The 15048-nt window shown below is 38.4% G+C and carries 10 protein-coding genes and 1 pseudogene; 8 read left to right on the top strand and 3 right to left on the bottom strand.

Annotated features, from left to right (window positions below; genetic code table 11):
- Nucleotides 1-41 precede the first annotated feature (41 nt).
- Nucleotides 42-1106 carry a YncE family protein gene (locus tag HMPREF0666_RS05540; protein WP_009011365.1) on the top strand — a complete coding sequence of 355 codons (1065 nt, stop codon included), beginning with the start codon at nt 42-44 and terminating at the stop codon, nt 1104-1106.
- A gap of 780 nt (nt 1107-1886) precedes the next feature.
- Here the strand turns inward: HMPREF0666_RS05540 and nhaD are convergent.
- Entirely contained in the window at nt 1887-3272 is a 1386-nt protein-coding gene (nhaD, locus tag HMPREF0666_RS05545; protein ID WP_009011366.1) for a sodium:proton antiporter NhaD, read from the bottom strand.
- A gap of 172 nt (nt 3273-3444) precedes the next feature.
- On the opposite strand from nhaD, the gene HMPREF0666_RS05550 reads away from it, so the two are divergent.
- The 3 genes from HMPREF0666_RS05550 to HMPREF0666_RS16085 all read left to right on the top strand — a co-directional run bounded on the left by HMPREF0666_RS05550 (nt 3445) and on the right by HMPREF0666_RS16085 (nt 7807).
- Nucleotides 3445-3840 (top strand): (deoxy)nucleoside triphosphate pyrophosphohydrolase, encoded by a 396-nt coding sequence (locus HMPREF0666_RS05550; RefSeq protein ID WP_009011367.1) that lies wholly within the window; start codon nt 3445-3447, stop codon nt 3838-3840.
- An 81-nt stretch (nt 3841-3921) separates the two neighbouring features.
- Complete coding sequence (gene ligA / locus HMPREF0666_RS05555) at nt 3922-5952, top strand: NAD-dependent DNA ligase LigA (protein WP_009011368.1); 2031 nt, start codon at nt 3922-3924, stop codon at nt 5950-5952.
- A gap of 37 nt (nt 5953-5989) precedes the next feature.
- Complete coding sequence (locus HMPREF0666_RS16085) at nt 5990-7807, top strand: FRG domain-containing protein (protein WP_009011369.1); 1818 nt, start codon at nt 5990-5992, stop codon at nt 7805-7807.
- Nucleotides 7808-8262: 455 nt separating this feature from the next.
- Here HMPREF0666_RS16085 and HMPREF0666_RS05565 read toward each other — a convergent pair whose 3' ends face one another.
- On the bottom strand, nt 8263-9012 hold the full coding sequence (locus HMPREF0666_RS05565; protein ID WP_009011371.1) for a DUF5020 family protein: 750 nt from the start codon (nt 9010-9012) through the stop codon (nt 8263-8265).
- A 98-nt stretch (nt 9013-9110) separates the two neighbouring features.
- Between HMPREF0666_RS05565 and trmD the strand changes: the two genes are divergently transcribed.
- The 3 genes from trmD to HMPREF0666_RS05585 all read left to right on the top strand — a co-directional run bounded on the left by trmD (nt 9111) and on the right by HMPREF0666_RS05585 (nt 13394).
- Nucleotides 9111-9788, top strand: a complete 678-nt coding sequence (gene trmD, locus HMPREF0666_RS05570) for a tRNA (guanosine(37)-N1)-methyltransferase TrmD (protein ID WP_009011372.1) — start codon at nt 9111-9113, stop codon at nt 9786-9788.
- A gap of 43 nt (nt 9789-9831) precedes the next feature.
- A complete protein-coding gene (locus tag HMPREF0666_RS05575; protein ID WP_009011373.1) occupies nt 9832-10368 on the top strand; it encodes a DUF805 domain-containing protein in 537 nt (178 codons plus the stop codon).
- Between the two features lie 716 nt (nt 10369-11084).
- Complete coding sequence (locus HMPREF0666_RS05585) at nt 11085-13394, top strand: TonB-dependent siderophore receptor (protein WP_009011375.1); 2310 nt, start codon at nt 11085-11087, stop codon at nt 13392-13394.
- 128 nt (nt 13395-13522) lie between these two features.
- On the opposite strand, the gene HMPREF0666_RS05590 is transcribed toward HMPREF0666_RS05585, so the two are convergent.
- Nucleotides 13523-14503 (bottom strand): hypothetical protein, encoded by a 981-nt coding sequence (locus tag HMPREF0666_RS05590; protein WP_009011376.1) that lies wholly within the window; start codon nt 14501-14503, stop codon nt 13523-13525.
- A 271-nt stretch (nt 14504-14774) separates the two neighbouring features.
- Here HMPREF0666_RS05590 and HMPREF0666_RS16440 point away from each other — a divergent pair.
- Nucleotides 14775-15034 (top strand): annotated as a pseudogene (locus tag HMPREF0666_RS16440) (IS1380 family transposase); the annotation flags it as partial.
- Nucleotides 15035-15048 lie beyond the last annotated feature (14 nt).

Consider the following 15048-nt stretch of genomic DNA (forward strand, 5'->3'; position numbering starts at 1 on the left):
GTTTCAATCAAAAATCAATTATAAACAAAACAATGAAGACAATGAAAAAGAATCTACTTGCGTTAGGCATTATCCTCATGTCTGCGCTCACTTTCACCGCTTGTAGCGATGATGACGACTTTTATGATGGTAAGCAACCAGAGGTATCAACCACAGATGTGTATGTTTCTTGTGCCGGTAACTTTGGTGCAAATGATGGAACTGTTGGTATTCTTGATTACAACATACAAGCTCGTCCAACAGCACCTTTCCTTTATCGCAATGCTTACCAGGAACAAAATGGCATCAAGATTGGTGATGCACAAGACTTGATCGTATTTGGTGATAAGGTTGTCGTTGCTTGTACTACATCTTCTAAGATTGAGGTTCTGAACCGTGTAGGTAAAGTAGAACAGACAATTAAGCTCCACAACGTTGAGCCTCGTTACTTGGCTACAGATGGTAAGTATGTTTACTTCTCTGCCTACAGCGGTAAAGTATATAAGATGAATCCTAACGACAAAGTGAAGCCAATGGTTGACTCTGTTGTTGTGGGTGACCACCCAGAGGCCATCTCAATTACGAATGGTAAGCTCTATGCAAACCTTTCAAACTATAGTATGACCGGTAATGGTAAGTACGTAGCAGTAGTTGACCTCAATACATTCCGTAATCCAAAGAATATTGAGGTTGGTCTCAACCCTTACAATCAGAACATTGCTGCTGGCAACGACGTATTTATTGTGTCTATGTTTGATTATGTAGAAAAGCCATTAGTACAGAAGATTGACACAAAGACCAACAAAGTGACACAACTCTTCAATGCTACTTCCATTGCATACAGTGCCCAGAAGAATGCGCTTGTCTGTCTCTATGCTCCTTACGGAAGCAATGATAAGAGTTTCTTCCTCTATGACTTAGCTACAGGTCAGAAGACGAACCTCGACATGACAGGGCTTCGCAGTCCTCAACAAGTTAATGTTGACAAGTGGGGTAACATCTATGTTATAGACAATCCAAGCTATAATGCACCAAGCGAAGTGTTCTACTACTCACCAGAAGGTAAGCTTATCCAGGGTAACATCATCGTTGGAATGAGTGCACAGAACGTACGCTTTGCCAACTAAAGCATCACTTAAACACAACAAAAAAAATTGGAGATAAACATCATTTATCGGTGTTTATCTCCTTTTTGTGTGGTATATAATATCCTAATATACTACATGCTCCACAGCCATTCACGCGCCATTCTAAATAAAATAACTATGAGTCGCCATGGTGTTAGCGTCCACTTTCCCATGAACGTTTTGGGTTCTTGTTAGCAAACAATTATCCTCATATCAATTAAAGCTATTTTGCTACATTTATGTTGGGGAATTCATCTTTCATAGAGAAGAATACATAACAATCGATTTGTCTTGTAGCTTATTCCATTGGACAGATAAGTTTAATCCTATCAGAAGGTGAGAATAAAAGGGGAAACATAAACTTTTTTGGTAATGTTCTTGTACATCTGAGGAGTTCGCAATCGTTGGCTGATTTATTGAAAACCAAATTTGCTGTCATTCCTGTCAGCTATCATCGCCGTATAACACATTAGTCTACAACAGCTTACACGAAATGTTAAATATGACAGCAAACTAAAATAAAACTATATTGGGTATTTATGTAGTTGTTTTCCTTCATATTCCACAATCCTACTCATGCTGATGACGGTAATATTTGATAAGTTCTAAGACATGAAAAATCACTTATACAAGGTAGATTATTTAGACTCATAAATAATGAGAAAGCCACAAGATGTGGGAACAAAGAACAAGTAAAGCGGGTGTTTCCCACCTATAGAGGAACCACCCGCTTTATGTATAATGTAATTTCTAATACTCCTTGAATAATAATACGGTCGTTTACAATGGTGTCTTAAAGATAAACGTACGGATAACCCAATAAGAGAGAATACCACAGAGGTAGCCTAAGAAAGCTATCCACGAAATTTTCTTCATGTACCAACCAAAGGTAATCTTCTCCAATCCCATTACGACAACACCTGCTGCAGAACCAATGATAAGGATAGAACCACCTACTCCAGCACAATAAGCCAATAGCTGCCAGAAGATACCATCAACTGTCATGTCGCCTGTTGCCTGAACTGGATACATACCCATACTACCTGCAACAAGAGGTACATTATCGACTATAGACGAGAGAACACCAATGACTCCTGTCACTGCATAATGATTACCTTGGAAGAAACTGTTTAATCCTCCACCGAGTTCGTGTAATACTCCCACCTCCTCAAGACAGGCAACAGCCATCAAAATACCAAGGAAGAAGAGGATTGTTGACATATCTATACGACTCAATAAGTTGGATACTCGCTTTGAGAAATCCTCACTGGCGCCTTTTGAACGATGCAAACTACGATAGAATATCTCTGTAATCGTCCAAAGAATACCTAATACAAGGAGGATACCAACGAATGGAGGAAGGTCTGTGAAGTAATGGAATACTGGTACGAAGCAGAGACCACCCACTCCAATGGCAAAGATTATCTTGCGTTGTGAGCCATTGAACTCTAATAGTTCAGTATCACCAGAGTGATCCGTCTCTAACATATCACCACCTAACTTGCCCTTTAATAAGAACTGAAGAACAAAGGCTGGGATAATCATTGATATAAGAGATGGAATGAAAATCTCGCTTATCACGCCACCAGCTGTTATCATTCCTGCATTCCATAACATAATAGTTGTTACATCACCGATTGGTGAGAAAGCACCACCAGAGTTGGCGGCAATGATAACCAATGACGCATAAATCATACGATCCTTATGGTCTTGAACGAGCTTGCGAAGAATCATAATCATCACAATACTTGTCGTCAAGTTGTCCAAGATAGCTGAAAGGAAGAAAGTCATGAAGGCTATCTTCCATAATAAACTACGCTTTGACTTAGAACGCATCACGTCTTTAACCCAATTAAAGCCGCCATTCTGATCGACAATCTCAACGATTGTCATAGCTCCCATAAGGAAGAAAAGCGTGGTTGCAGTGTCTCCAAGATGTTCTGTTATCAACTTGTTGGCAAATGTGACGAGCTGATCTCCAATACCCTTAAACTCTGGGTGCATCAGTTGCACAAATGGTGAAGGGTCAACCATATAGAGAACCCAACAGAAAACAAACATCAACAAAGCAACTGCAGCTTTGTTGATTTTCGTCAGACTTTCCATCGCTATGAGTGCATAACCCAAGACGAAAACGACGATAATAGCAAGTGTTAGTGTAGACATAAAAAATATTAATTCGATTGTACTTTGGCGCAAAGGTAAGCAAAAGAAATGAGTTGCACATAAAGAAATCAAATTAATTATAAGAAAGATAGACTCGTTCGCTAAATTGTAGTATATTTGCAAGTAAAGTATGAAGTAAAAGATAAAATTATCTTGATAATAGAAGAAAACGATGGAAAGGAAATATCTAAACGTTGTATGTGCTGTTATCCATGACGGTGATAGGTTTTTATGCACCCAACGGTTACGTAAAGGGCCTGAATATATTGCTGAGCATTGGGAGTTCCCAGGCGGTAAAGTAAAGGAGGGAGAAAATGATTACGAGGCTTTGCGACGTGAACTACACGAAGAGATGGATTGGAATATCTATGTAGGGGCAAAGCTCGGGAGTATTGAACATGAATATCCTGATTTCATTGTCCGGCTTACTGCCTACGACTGTATGGCACATGATAAAGATTTCAAACTTCTTGAACACATTGACGCATGCTGGTTAAGGCCAGAGGAATTTACAAAGCTCAATTGGACGAAGGCTGATGCAGCACTCATTAAACAGCTTTGGAAATAGCCTCTAACGGTTCAATCAGTTCTTATTCCTACTTAATAAATACACAGAACAATTTATCATCATCAGCTATCAAACCTAATTATGAACAAAGAAATACAATCACTTGTCGATCAACTTAATGCTGCATCCGACGCTTATTACAATGGTCGTGACGAACTTATGACAGACTATGAATGGGATGCAGCCTTTGATAAGCTAAAAAAATTAGAAGAAGAAACAGGTATTATACTCCCCGATTCTCCAACACAAAATGTAGCTGCCGATAATGTTACTGGCAAAAAGGAAGAACATGAGTTCCCTGCACTATCCTTGGCAAAAACTAAGAAGGTAGAAGACCTTGCTAAATGGGCAGAGAATAGACCTATATGGCTTTCATGGAAGTTGGATGGTTTGACACTTGTTGTTACATACGATAATGGTAAACTGACAAAGGTTGTCACACGTGGTAATGGACATATTGGTACCAATATTACTCATCTTTCTACGGCTATTGATGGTATCTTGCAAACCATTCCCTATAAGGGACATCTTGTTATTCGTGGTGAAGCTGTCATCAGTTATCCTGACTTTGAACAGTTTAACATGGAAGCAGAGGAAGAATATGCCAACCCTCGCAACCTCGCATCAGGCTCACTCACACTGAAAGACATCAATGAAGTAAAAGCCCGCCACTTGCGTTGGATTCCTTTTACACTCGTTTATACAGAGGAAGAAATAACTTCTTGGGGAAAAAGAATGGAGTGGCTTGAACAACAAGGGTTCAAAGTTATAGACAGAGAGGTTATCGAACAGCCTACCATTGACAATATAGAAGCGGTCATTCATCATTGGACAGAAAGAGTTACTGGTGTGAGTTCATCACCATTTCCCTACCCTGTTGACGGCTTGGTAATCTCATACGACGACACCGTTTATGCTGCAACAGGTTCTGTCACTGGTCACCATGCCACACGTGCAGGCTATGCTTTTAAATGGCAAGACGAGAGTGCGGAAACGGAATTAGACTATATAGAATGGTCATGTGCTGCTTCAACAATCTCGCCAGTAGCTGTTTTTCGTCCTGTAGACTTAGAAGGAACAACCGTTAAACGTGCATCACTTTGCAACATCTCCGAGTGTGAACGATTAGGGATTGGTGATAAAGGAACGAAGATAGCTGTTATAAAGGCAAATAAGATTATTCCAAAGGTTATTAACGTTATTGAAAGCGTTGGTACTTTCCATATTCCTGAGACTTGCCCAGTATGCCATTCTGCTACAGAAGTTAGCGAAAGTGAGGTTAGTGGAACACGCACACTACACTGTACCAATACACATTGTCCAGCTAAACAGCTGAAGAAGTTTGGTAGATTTGTATCAAAAGAAGGTGTAAACATCGACGGACTCTCTGAACAAACCGTACAGAAATTTATAAACCTTGGATGGGTTCGTGAATATGCTGACCTTTTCCATCTTACAGAACATGCCACAGAACTGCGTACAATGGAAGGTTTCGGAAACAAGAGTGTCACTAAATTATTGGCTGCTATTGAAAAAGCGCGTAATGTTGAAGCACGTCGTCTGCTCTTTGCTTTAAACATTCCCCTTGTTGGACAAGATGTTTGCAATCGTCTTTTATCAGCTTATCCATTGGAGGAACTTATTAAAACAGCTACAGAAAGTGCTGCAGAAGATGTCTTCTCAACGATTGCTGGTATTGGACCAGAGAAGAGTGCAAGCTTTGTACGTTGGATGAAAGATAATGATAATCAATCAATGCTACAACATCTATTGGCCGAACTTAACGTTAGTCAGCCATCATCAGCACCAACTGGTAATAGTTGCCAGGGATTAACCTTCGTTGTTACGGGTGATGTTCACCATTATAAGAATCGTAACGAACTGAAAGCGTACATAGAAAGTCAGGGTGGTAAGGTAACTGGTTCTGTTTCTAAATCAACGAATTATCTTATTAATAATGACGTAGAAAGTACTTCTGGAAAGAATCAGAAAGCAAAGGAACTTTCTATCCCTATTATCTCTGAAGATGAATTCATAGCTCGTTTTGCACAAAATAGAACAAATAATTATCCATTAGGCGCAATAGATATAATGGAATCAAATCTATTTTAAATATAAAATTATGAAATCTTTTATCTAAATATATAAAATGTTATCATTATATCAAATCAAACAATTATCACAATCCTTTGTAAAAGAGGCGTGTCATTTTCTTAATATAAGTGCAGATTCATTAAGAATTATTTTTACTTCATATATTATCCCCCCAAAAATTAAAGAACCACAGATTTCAACAGTTCTTCAAGATGACACAATAGTAATTGGGGAAGATTTTTTACGCAGTAGTAATAGTTTTACTCAACTAAGAATAGATTTGTATGCACGTATCAGGTATATTTCCCAAAGAAGACAAGCTAAAGGAAAACTTGACTGGCATGGAGATGCCATCTGTGATGCAATAAATTTTGCAACTGCATTATGTTTTTTAAAAGGACTGCAACTACCGTGTAACCCATCTTTACAACCTAAAAAAAAATTCGAGGGAGCACTACAAATTCTCGCTAACGAGTATAACCTTCATGGAAAAATATTTAAAATGCCAACAAATCCTTATAAGGGTAATTATTTTTATAAACTTCGCTTGGAAGAAACTGATCGAAAAAAAATCGAAAAAAAATATACAAGAAGCGTTCCGTATACAGGAGTTGAACCTTTATCGGGTGAAAAAGGATCTTCAAAGAATCCTTTTAACAATATAAACGATGCTGTAGAATTTCTTAGAAAGATGGAACATGTTGCTTATACTAACGATTCTTTGATAAATGATATCGCCAATATGGATTATTTCTATGACACAAATTCTGAACATTTTCGTGTTATGTGGGCTTCTCCGTATGTTGCTCATTTAAAACATTCTTTTCCAGAGAAATCCTTTTTCATATCAAAGATGGCACCTTTGGATTTTACACACCCAGAACATTTCTATTTCTGTTTAAAGCCTAATTTATATAAACATAAATTTTTGTACCGTGGACAATCAAGTTATTATCCTGGTAAACCATGTAAACCTAATTTATTTCGAGATAAGAAACATAACGATGCCGGCGATTACTTAGATTTCTTGATTTATTCCCAAGAGTTAGAACTTTTAATTCGCAGTCATCCGATTGTTCAATTATTGGAAAATGGTATAGAATTACTTCATGATACTTTCCGTATTAGAATGCATTATTCTGGTTTAGCACAACATTATTATAATAAGTCACACTTTCTTGATTTTTCATCTGATTTAGAAGTTGTAAAATTCTTTGCTACTACAGATTATAAGAGTGAAACTGATGAATATGTTCCATTTGTTAAAGAAAACGAAATAGGAGTAATATATTATTATGAATTAAAATTTCCTGAAGCATTCCAGCAACATGAGCATTATGCTTTAAAAACTATTGGCAAACAGATCTTCTCAAGAAGTGGTCTACAAAGTGGTTTTCTTCTTGAAATGGATAAAGAAGCAGACCTAAAAGAAAATGTTGATGAAATAAAGAAAATATTCTTTCGACATAATGCGAGAATCTCCAAAGATCTTTTTGTCAAAAGTAACAATGGTAAAAACTATTTTCCAGACGACATTTTAATGCATGCATGGCATGATCGAATGAAAAAAAGATTTAAAGATAAAGTGGTATCACAAAAAGCAGTTTTGTATAATGTATCTATAAACTCAAGTGAAACAGAGAATAGTATTACTAAAAAACTGAAAGACAAAGGAATAACAGTAGACGATTATGATCCCTCATTTACAGTTGAAGAATTAGATTTCTTTTATAAAAACATTGAGCAGTGGTGGAATGACTTTTGCTCCGATATCTATTTTGCTGATGCTGAAAATGATTTATACCGTGAAGCGATGAAAAACATAATACATGAAGACAGATATAGCTGGGCATTTCAAAGAGATACCCATTAACTCATATATATCATTAATCTATCATTTCATAAATAAAATCTAATCTTTAACGCAAATGCAGTCATTAGAGATTATAGAATTTGAGTTGAGGCACTTTTATAGGACAGTATCAAATAAAGATACTATCTCGCCATTTATCACCTATACACTGTTACTTATTAGGACAACCTCTAATGACATTAGGTACTAACAATATAAACCTTATAGGATATAAATAATACAAAATATATGGGAAAGAGGGGGTGTCAAAATGCAAATTAATAACTTGACAACTTTCAAACTATAAGTATTTTTTTCTTAAAGGCAAAGAAAAGACCATTCCTTTACTCAAAACCGAGTATAGAAATGGTCTTTTAAAATGAATTGTTTCAAACTGTAAGGTTATCAAAATGGCATTTGAATTCTGACACACTCTCTTTTCTTATCTTAAAATAATTAAGTTCTATATTATCTGCTTAGAATGTCCACTTAGCTGCCACCGTAGGGATAGCATAGAAGTGGTTATTCTGTCCTTTGTCGTTCCATACGAAATTGTTACTAATCTCAACCTCTGAACCCAATGATAGATTCACATTCTTCATACCCTTGAGTGTATTGAGATTAACCCAGAACTGAGGTTCAGAAAGGAGTATCAACTTACCATTAACATTTGGATCATACCAAAGGTCACAGAATCCAGAGAATGTACAAAGACCTTTAGCGAAGGTTGTACCCCATACCTCTGTCAGCTGAAAACCACTGAAAGGATGTGCACCAGTGTGACCATTCTTAAACTGATACTTATACATTAACTGAAGACTGAACGTTTTTGAAAAGTCTTTTGAAGCCCAGTTCCATGCTCCACCAAGAAGAACAGCATGCTGATAACGGTTACCATAATAGCTATCCATAGTTTTACCAGAACCTAAACCGCCATTATACTCTATGTGTGCAGCCCACTGCTTATTCTTCGTAAGATTAAACTCACGTGAAATCTCCCAATAAGCACCCATTACACCATCGCTCTTGTAGTCAATATCAGTAAACATATAGGTAGAACCCCATGTGTCAGGTTTAAACATTTCTACTGTTGTTGTTACTGACGTACGAGAACTTAGGTTCTTGTAAAGACTATGACCTAAGTCATAATGCAACTGGACATCTTGTGCGTTTGCACAACAAAAAGCTGCTACCATACAGATAGCGAGGGAAAAGAATCTTTTCATAACTGTTCTTAGTTTATATATTAGAAACTGCAGCAAAGTTACAAAAAAATCCTAAACTATCAACGTAATAGCAAAAGATTAGTTAACTTTGTGCCTATATGAGAATAGATATCATCACCGTATTACCAGAAATGCTGGAAGGATTCGTACACGAGAGCATCCTTGCCAGAGCTGAAAAGAAAGGGTTAGCAGAGATTCGTCTGCATAATCTACGTGACTACACAAAGGATAAATGGCGTCGTGTTGACGACTATCCTTTTGGTGGACAAGCTGGTATGGTCATGCAGATTGAGCCTATCGACCGTTGTATCGCTACTTTGAAGGAAGAGCGGGAGTACGACGAAGTCATCTTTACATCTCCTGATGGCGAACAATTCAATCAGAAGATAGCTAACGACCTCTCGTTGGGAGGTAACTTCATTATTCTTGCAGGACATTATAAAGGTGTTGACCAACGTGTACGCGACCATCTCATTACACGTGAAATCTCTGTTGGCGACTTTGTTTTAACAGGTGGCGAACTACCAGCTGCCATCATTGCTGACGCTGTTGTACGACTGGTTCCAGGTGTTATCAGTGACGAACAGAGTGCACTCTCAGACTGCTTTATGGATGATATGCTCTCAGCACCTATCTACACTCGCCCTCGTAGTTATAATGGTTGGGATGTTCCTGAGGTACTTCTCAGTGGACACGAGGCTAAGATTAAACAATGGGAGTTTGATCAAGCAATGGAGCGAACTAGAAGATTGCGTCCTGACCTCCTGAAAGAATAAGACAAATGAGCATCTAAGATTAACTAATAAAACTATACTAATTATGTCACAGTTTAAGGAATTACCACAAGTTGAGTTTGCTGTAGCAGCACAGAACGCATTCAAGAAATTCTTTCAGTTCAATGGACGCATCCGTCGTTCTGAGTATTGGTGGGGCTTTCTTACCCTTTTCATCGCTGCTTTTGTTATATCATTAGTTCCCTTTGTCGGACCTCTTGTAGCACTTGTTCTTAGTATTGCAGGTATTTCTATGCAGTTCCGTCGTTTGCATGACACTGGAAGAAGCGGATGGTGGTGGGCTGCCCAAGCTTGTGTGGGAACAATTTCTTGTACACTTTTCTTTGTGTCTTTCAACTTCAGCGCATATTTAGAAGCCATACGATCACAAGATATTCAGGCCGCAATGAACGTTTTGATTAGTGCTATAACAAGCATAACAGGTATCTTAGCTATCGTTTTCTATCTAATAAACATCGCCTTAGGTATTACAATTCTGGTTTTCCTTCTACAAGATAGTCAGCCAGAAGCAAACAAGTATGGTGAGTCTCCGAAGTATGTTCTTCAGAATACAGAGGTGTAAAAAACATTATTGCTGGGTAACGTAGTTAATTGAAAAGAGAAGACTTACCGTCCGACTAATAACTTTCCAACCGACGTTACACTAAGAAACAGAACGTAAACTACTACTTTGCTCAACATCTTCATAGAAACGTAATAGGTAATCTTCCATGTTTCAAAAGAACCAGTAAAATAATAAAAATCATTACATAACATCGTACGAAACATCTTCACCGAAAGGATATAACATCTCCAACAGCCAAACTCATAACACACAACAAATCAGCATATTACAGATTGCGTCACAGAAGACGTCCCTCTTGCAGCAAGAAGGGCGTCTTCTTCATATAAGAAGAGCATGTTCTTGAACGTAGTTAGGCCTCTTCTTCCCTCATATACAGCCTTTTCTCTGAATGAAGAGGGAGTAATCACAGAAATATCCTTACAATTTCTACTTACTCGTTTAGCGTCCCCCTCTTCAGCTAACAGCTTTATCATAAGGGTAAACTAACATTCTATTCCTCGCTACATTTGGAGAGATACGGAAGTTAAACCATTCTTTCTAACTTTTACAAGTGCTCTCACACCACACATAAGTAGGGACTTATTATTACATATTGTCACTCAATAACCTAACAGAAACTAATTTATACCAACTCTTAGGTATTGTAGTAATCATATTTTATATATACTTTTGCACCGCTTATAAATTATTTCAGGATTATTATATTTATCAATATGGTTAAAAAATTACACTCTTGTTTATTATTAACGGGCACATTATTATACTCTGCAGCCCTACCGCTAAATGCACAAACAAACTCACCGGGAAAAGTCACAACTGACAGCTTAACACAAGACACATTGTTCTCAACTCCTTATCTGCACGACCAAGTGCTTCAGACGGTAGAAGTTATCGGACGTAACGAACGTTCCTATAAGAATACCAACTCTTTCATCGGTACAAAGACAGAGACACCTTTGAAAGACATTCCACAATCTATCGGTTACGTAACAAAGGAGTTAGTGCGCGACCAAGGTGCAACAACTATCAATGAGGTTGTAAAGAATATCAGTGGTGTAAACCAATATACCTTCTATAATGACTTCTCTATCCGTGGTTTCCGCACTACTGGTAACCGTAATTCTGGTAACCTTGTCAATGGTATGCGAGCACAGACAAGTCTTTGGAAACAGCAGTCATTAGCAAACATCGAGCGTGTTGAAGTTATCAAAGGTCCTGCCTCTGCTCTCTTTGGCAATGCTGCACCGGGTGGTGTTATTAATCGTGTAACTAAGAAACCACTACCTTATCAACGCAATACAGTATCAACAACCGTTGGTAGCTTCAACACACTGAACACCTATGGAGATTTTACTGGACCATTAGACAAGAAGCATACCCTACTTTATCGTCTTAACATCGGTTACGAACATACTGATTCTTACCGTGACCTACAAGAAAACACAAACTATATCGTTGCACCATCTTTCTCGTTTCTCCCAACACAAAGGACACGCTTTAACGTCGACATCGTTTATCAGCGCACCGATGGCAAGGTTGACCGTGGTCAGCCTATCTTTGGAGATGGTGACCTCAATTCAGTACCAATTAGTCGTTCGCTCTCTGCAACAAATGACTATCTAAAGGAGAACCTCGTGAATATCACGCTTGGTGTAACTCATAAGTTCACGGACAACCTCTCTTTCAATGCTACCTATCTGAATTCTTCCTATGATGAAGACCTTCGTGAGCACAATCAGGCTAATGCGTATGTGAAGTTAGCCGATGGTACACAAAGTCCGTCACGCATTCTTATGCAGTGCCTTATACGCCAGCGTCACTTCCGCAACAATAGTTTCAACACCTATTTTAACTATAACGTAAGCACGGGTTCAGTCCATCATCGTATCCTCTTGGGCTATGACTATTTCCAAATGGCACAGCAAGCAGGCTCATCAGCAATGACTGCAGGAGGCTATCTGCTAAAAGACGGTACGACAACAACAGCTTTCAAGCCTGCCAACATTGCTAAATACGTACTCGACAAGGATGGTAATCCACGAACGAATGTGCCTTACTATGACTTGACAAGTAATAATAACAACATTGAACGCGACTACTCAAAGTATATCTTTGTCTCAACAGCACTCTCTCCTTACCTGCAGTATTCTCATGGCATCTATCTTCAAGAGCAGATGGAGGTAGGACCAGTGAAGCTTCTCTTGGGTATTCGCCAGGAAATATTCACTGATGTACTAAATTATAAGACCAATAAGGAGACCCGTACCACGCAGCATGCGTTCATTCCACGTCTTGGTGCTGTCGTTGCTATCAACAAGAATCTGAATGTGTATGGTACATGGGTAAAAGGCTTTGAGCCACAGAGTGCATCCGTACAGGGCAACCCTAACACAGGTGGACCATTCGACCCAGAATACAGCCAGTTGTTGGAGGCGGGCTTGAAAGGTGAATGGTTTGACAAACGACTCAGTACAACCCTTTCTTTCTTCCATCTTCAGAAACGCAATACACTCTATAATGCCAACGATGCAAATAATCCAGAGTTATTAGAACAAGTGGGAGAAGAAACTTCAAAGGGTATTGAGTTAGATGTAGCAGGTTTCATTCTTCCTAATTGGAGTATCGTTGCTAACTATGCCTACACCCATGCTGCTATCACAAAGACTGCAACCAACTCAGAGAAAGACTATGGTATGCAACGTCCAAACACACCACGTAACTCATTCAACATTTGGTCGAAGTATATCATTCAGACAGGTGTGCTACGCAACTTTGGTTTCGGTCTGGGTTTCAATGCTGTAACAAAACGTTACGGACAGGTTGGAAGACGTGAGAATACCATTGTCTATCCTGGCTATGGACTCCTCAACGCAGCACTTTACTATCGTCTCCGTAACCTGCAGGTACAACTAAATCTCGACAACGCAATGAACAAAGTTTATTGGGTAGGAGGTTACGACAAACTCCGTTCCTTCCCAGGTGCTCCACGGAACATAAAAGCTACAGTCACTTACAAGTTCTAAAGAGTAAACAAAACACAATCATAAAAAGCCTTCATCCGTCTGCAGCATTATTGTCCTTGCAGAAGATGAAGGCTTTTTACTATCAGTAGTGATGTACTAAAACCCTTATACATATACTCTCTTACAAACTATTGCACACGCTTAGCCCTTGCATGTTTCTGCAAATAGTCATATTTACCAGGGAAAGGATAATCATAATCAGATGACTCCACACAACTAAACACTACATATCGATTGTAGACAACAAGGCTATAATGCCGATTTAACTCATACGCAAGTGAGTCTGTGAGCGGTTTATCATAGATTCTATAATCAAACTCTTTATTTCCAGTCACCCCATAAACGATTTCTGTATAGTCACTTACAAAACCACCTCTACTGACAGACAAGCCTCGATAACCCATCTTCTGCAAGGCTAAACGAACAGAATCGAGTCTGTCTATACTTAATCCTATCTTTTGTAGTTCTCTTTCCTGTTCTTTCTTCGACTCTATCTCATCACCTTTGAAATTAACGTCTTGCTTTGAAGATACACCCCAGTCCGTCAGTTTTCCATGCTTCGAATACGCTACAGAGAATCCAGTACTATCTGGTAGCCAACTTCTTGTAACCTTAATAAGTCTCTCTATATTCTGCCGATTAGCCTTGTAGGACGCCTCCATCGTCTCAGGAGTACATTCTTCTTGTGGAACAACAGCAAATACCGTAATACACAACACCTGTAAGATATTAAAGCAATGGAGTCCAAGAAAGATATTGTTCACATAATTACGATACCAAACCGACTGTACAAGAGAACAGATATAAACAAGAACAATAGGTATTGAAATGAACCAACCAAGTATTGCAAAAATCATTAACCAGGAGAGCGAATCCTCTGGATAATCATCTTCGTAGAAGCTCAACATGATTGTAAACAACAGGACTGTTACAAGAACATATATCAAAAAACGTAGAAACAGCCAGAAGAAGAAACGATAATAGCTTTTACAAGAACCCTCTGCATCGCCAACTACATCCTTTTGTTTACTTTTCTTCCTATTATCCATCCATAGCCAAACACCAAGGACAAGTAGGAATAGTAGAATATTAATCGTAAATACCATCATAATAGACTATTGATATATTTATCAGTACCATGAGTCTTTTATACGTATCTGACAACCTTACTTATTTAATTCTTTACCTATAAGGTTGCCAACTACAAAAATGTTCACTAATAAAGGCATTAAAAACTACTAAAAACCTTAATTCCGCAACACTATTATAAATTAAACTTTTTAAGTACCTGAGCAACAAAAAGTTGCTCAGGATTTTGCCATGTCAGAATTTTCACTTATCTTAGTGTTGCAAAAAAAACAAGAGAATCCAACGATAGACATGGCGAAGATACAAATTAAATCTGAGAGACTCACTCCTTTTGGGGGATTATTTTCAATCATGGAGCAATTTGACTCCACATTATCATCTGTCATCGACTCAACCCTCGGTCTAAGGTGTAGATCGTTCGGTTATCAGTACAGCGAAATCATCCGTTCTCTCATGAGTATCTACTTCTGTGGCGGTTCATGTATTGAGGATGTCACTACTCATTTGATGAACCCTACCTCTCACTTCATCCGACACTTCGCACTTGTACGCTCTGATACTATCC

It is taken from the genome of Prevotella sp. C561, from assembly GCF_000224595.1.
Classification (GTDB): Bacteria; Bacteroidota; Bacteroidia; order Bacteroidales; family Bacteroidaceae; genus Prevotella; species Prevotella jejuni.

Bases quoted from the DNA above. Each gene is read 5' to 3' on its own strand.
- HMPREF0666_RS05575 (WP_009011373.1), top strand. From the start codon at position 9,832: ATGTCACAGTTTAAGGAATTACCACAAGTTGAGTTTGCTGTAGCAGCA.
- HMPREF0666_RS05550 (WP_009011367.1), top strand. From the start codon at position 3,445: ATGGAAAGGAAATATCTAAACGTTGTATGTGCTGTTATCCATGACGGT.
- HMPREF0666_RS05540 (WP_009011365.1), top strand. From the start codon at position 42: ATGAAAAAGAATCTACTTGCGTTAGGCATTATCCTCATGTCTGCGCTC.
- HMPREF0666_RS16085 (WP_009011369.1), top strand. From the start codon at position 5,990: ATGTTATCATTATATCAAATCAAACAATTATCACAATCCTTTGTAAAA.
- HMPREF0666_RS05585 (WP_009011375.1), top strand. From the start codon at position 11,085: ATGGTTAAAAAATTACACTCTTGTTTATTATTAACGGGCACATTATTA.
- nhaD (WP_009011366.1), bottom strand. From the start codon at position 3,272: ATGTCTACACTAACACTTGCTATTATCGTCGTTTTCGTCTTGGGTTAT.
- ligA (WP_009011368.1), top strand. From the start codon at position 3,922: ATGAACAAAGAAATACAATCACTTGTCGATCAACTTAATGCTGCATCC.
- trmD (WP_009011372.1), top strand. From the start codon at position 9,111: ATGAGAATAGATATCATCACCGTATTACCAGAAATGCTGGAAGGATTC.
- HMPREF0666_RS05590 (WP_009011376.1), bottom strand. From the start codon at position 14,503: ATGATGGTATTTACGATTAATATTCTACTATTCCTACTTGTCCTTGGT.
- HMPREF0666_RS05565 (WP_009011371.1), bottom strand. From the start codon at position 9,012: ATGAAAAGATTCTTTTCCCTCGCTATCTGTATGGTAGCAGCTTTTTGT.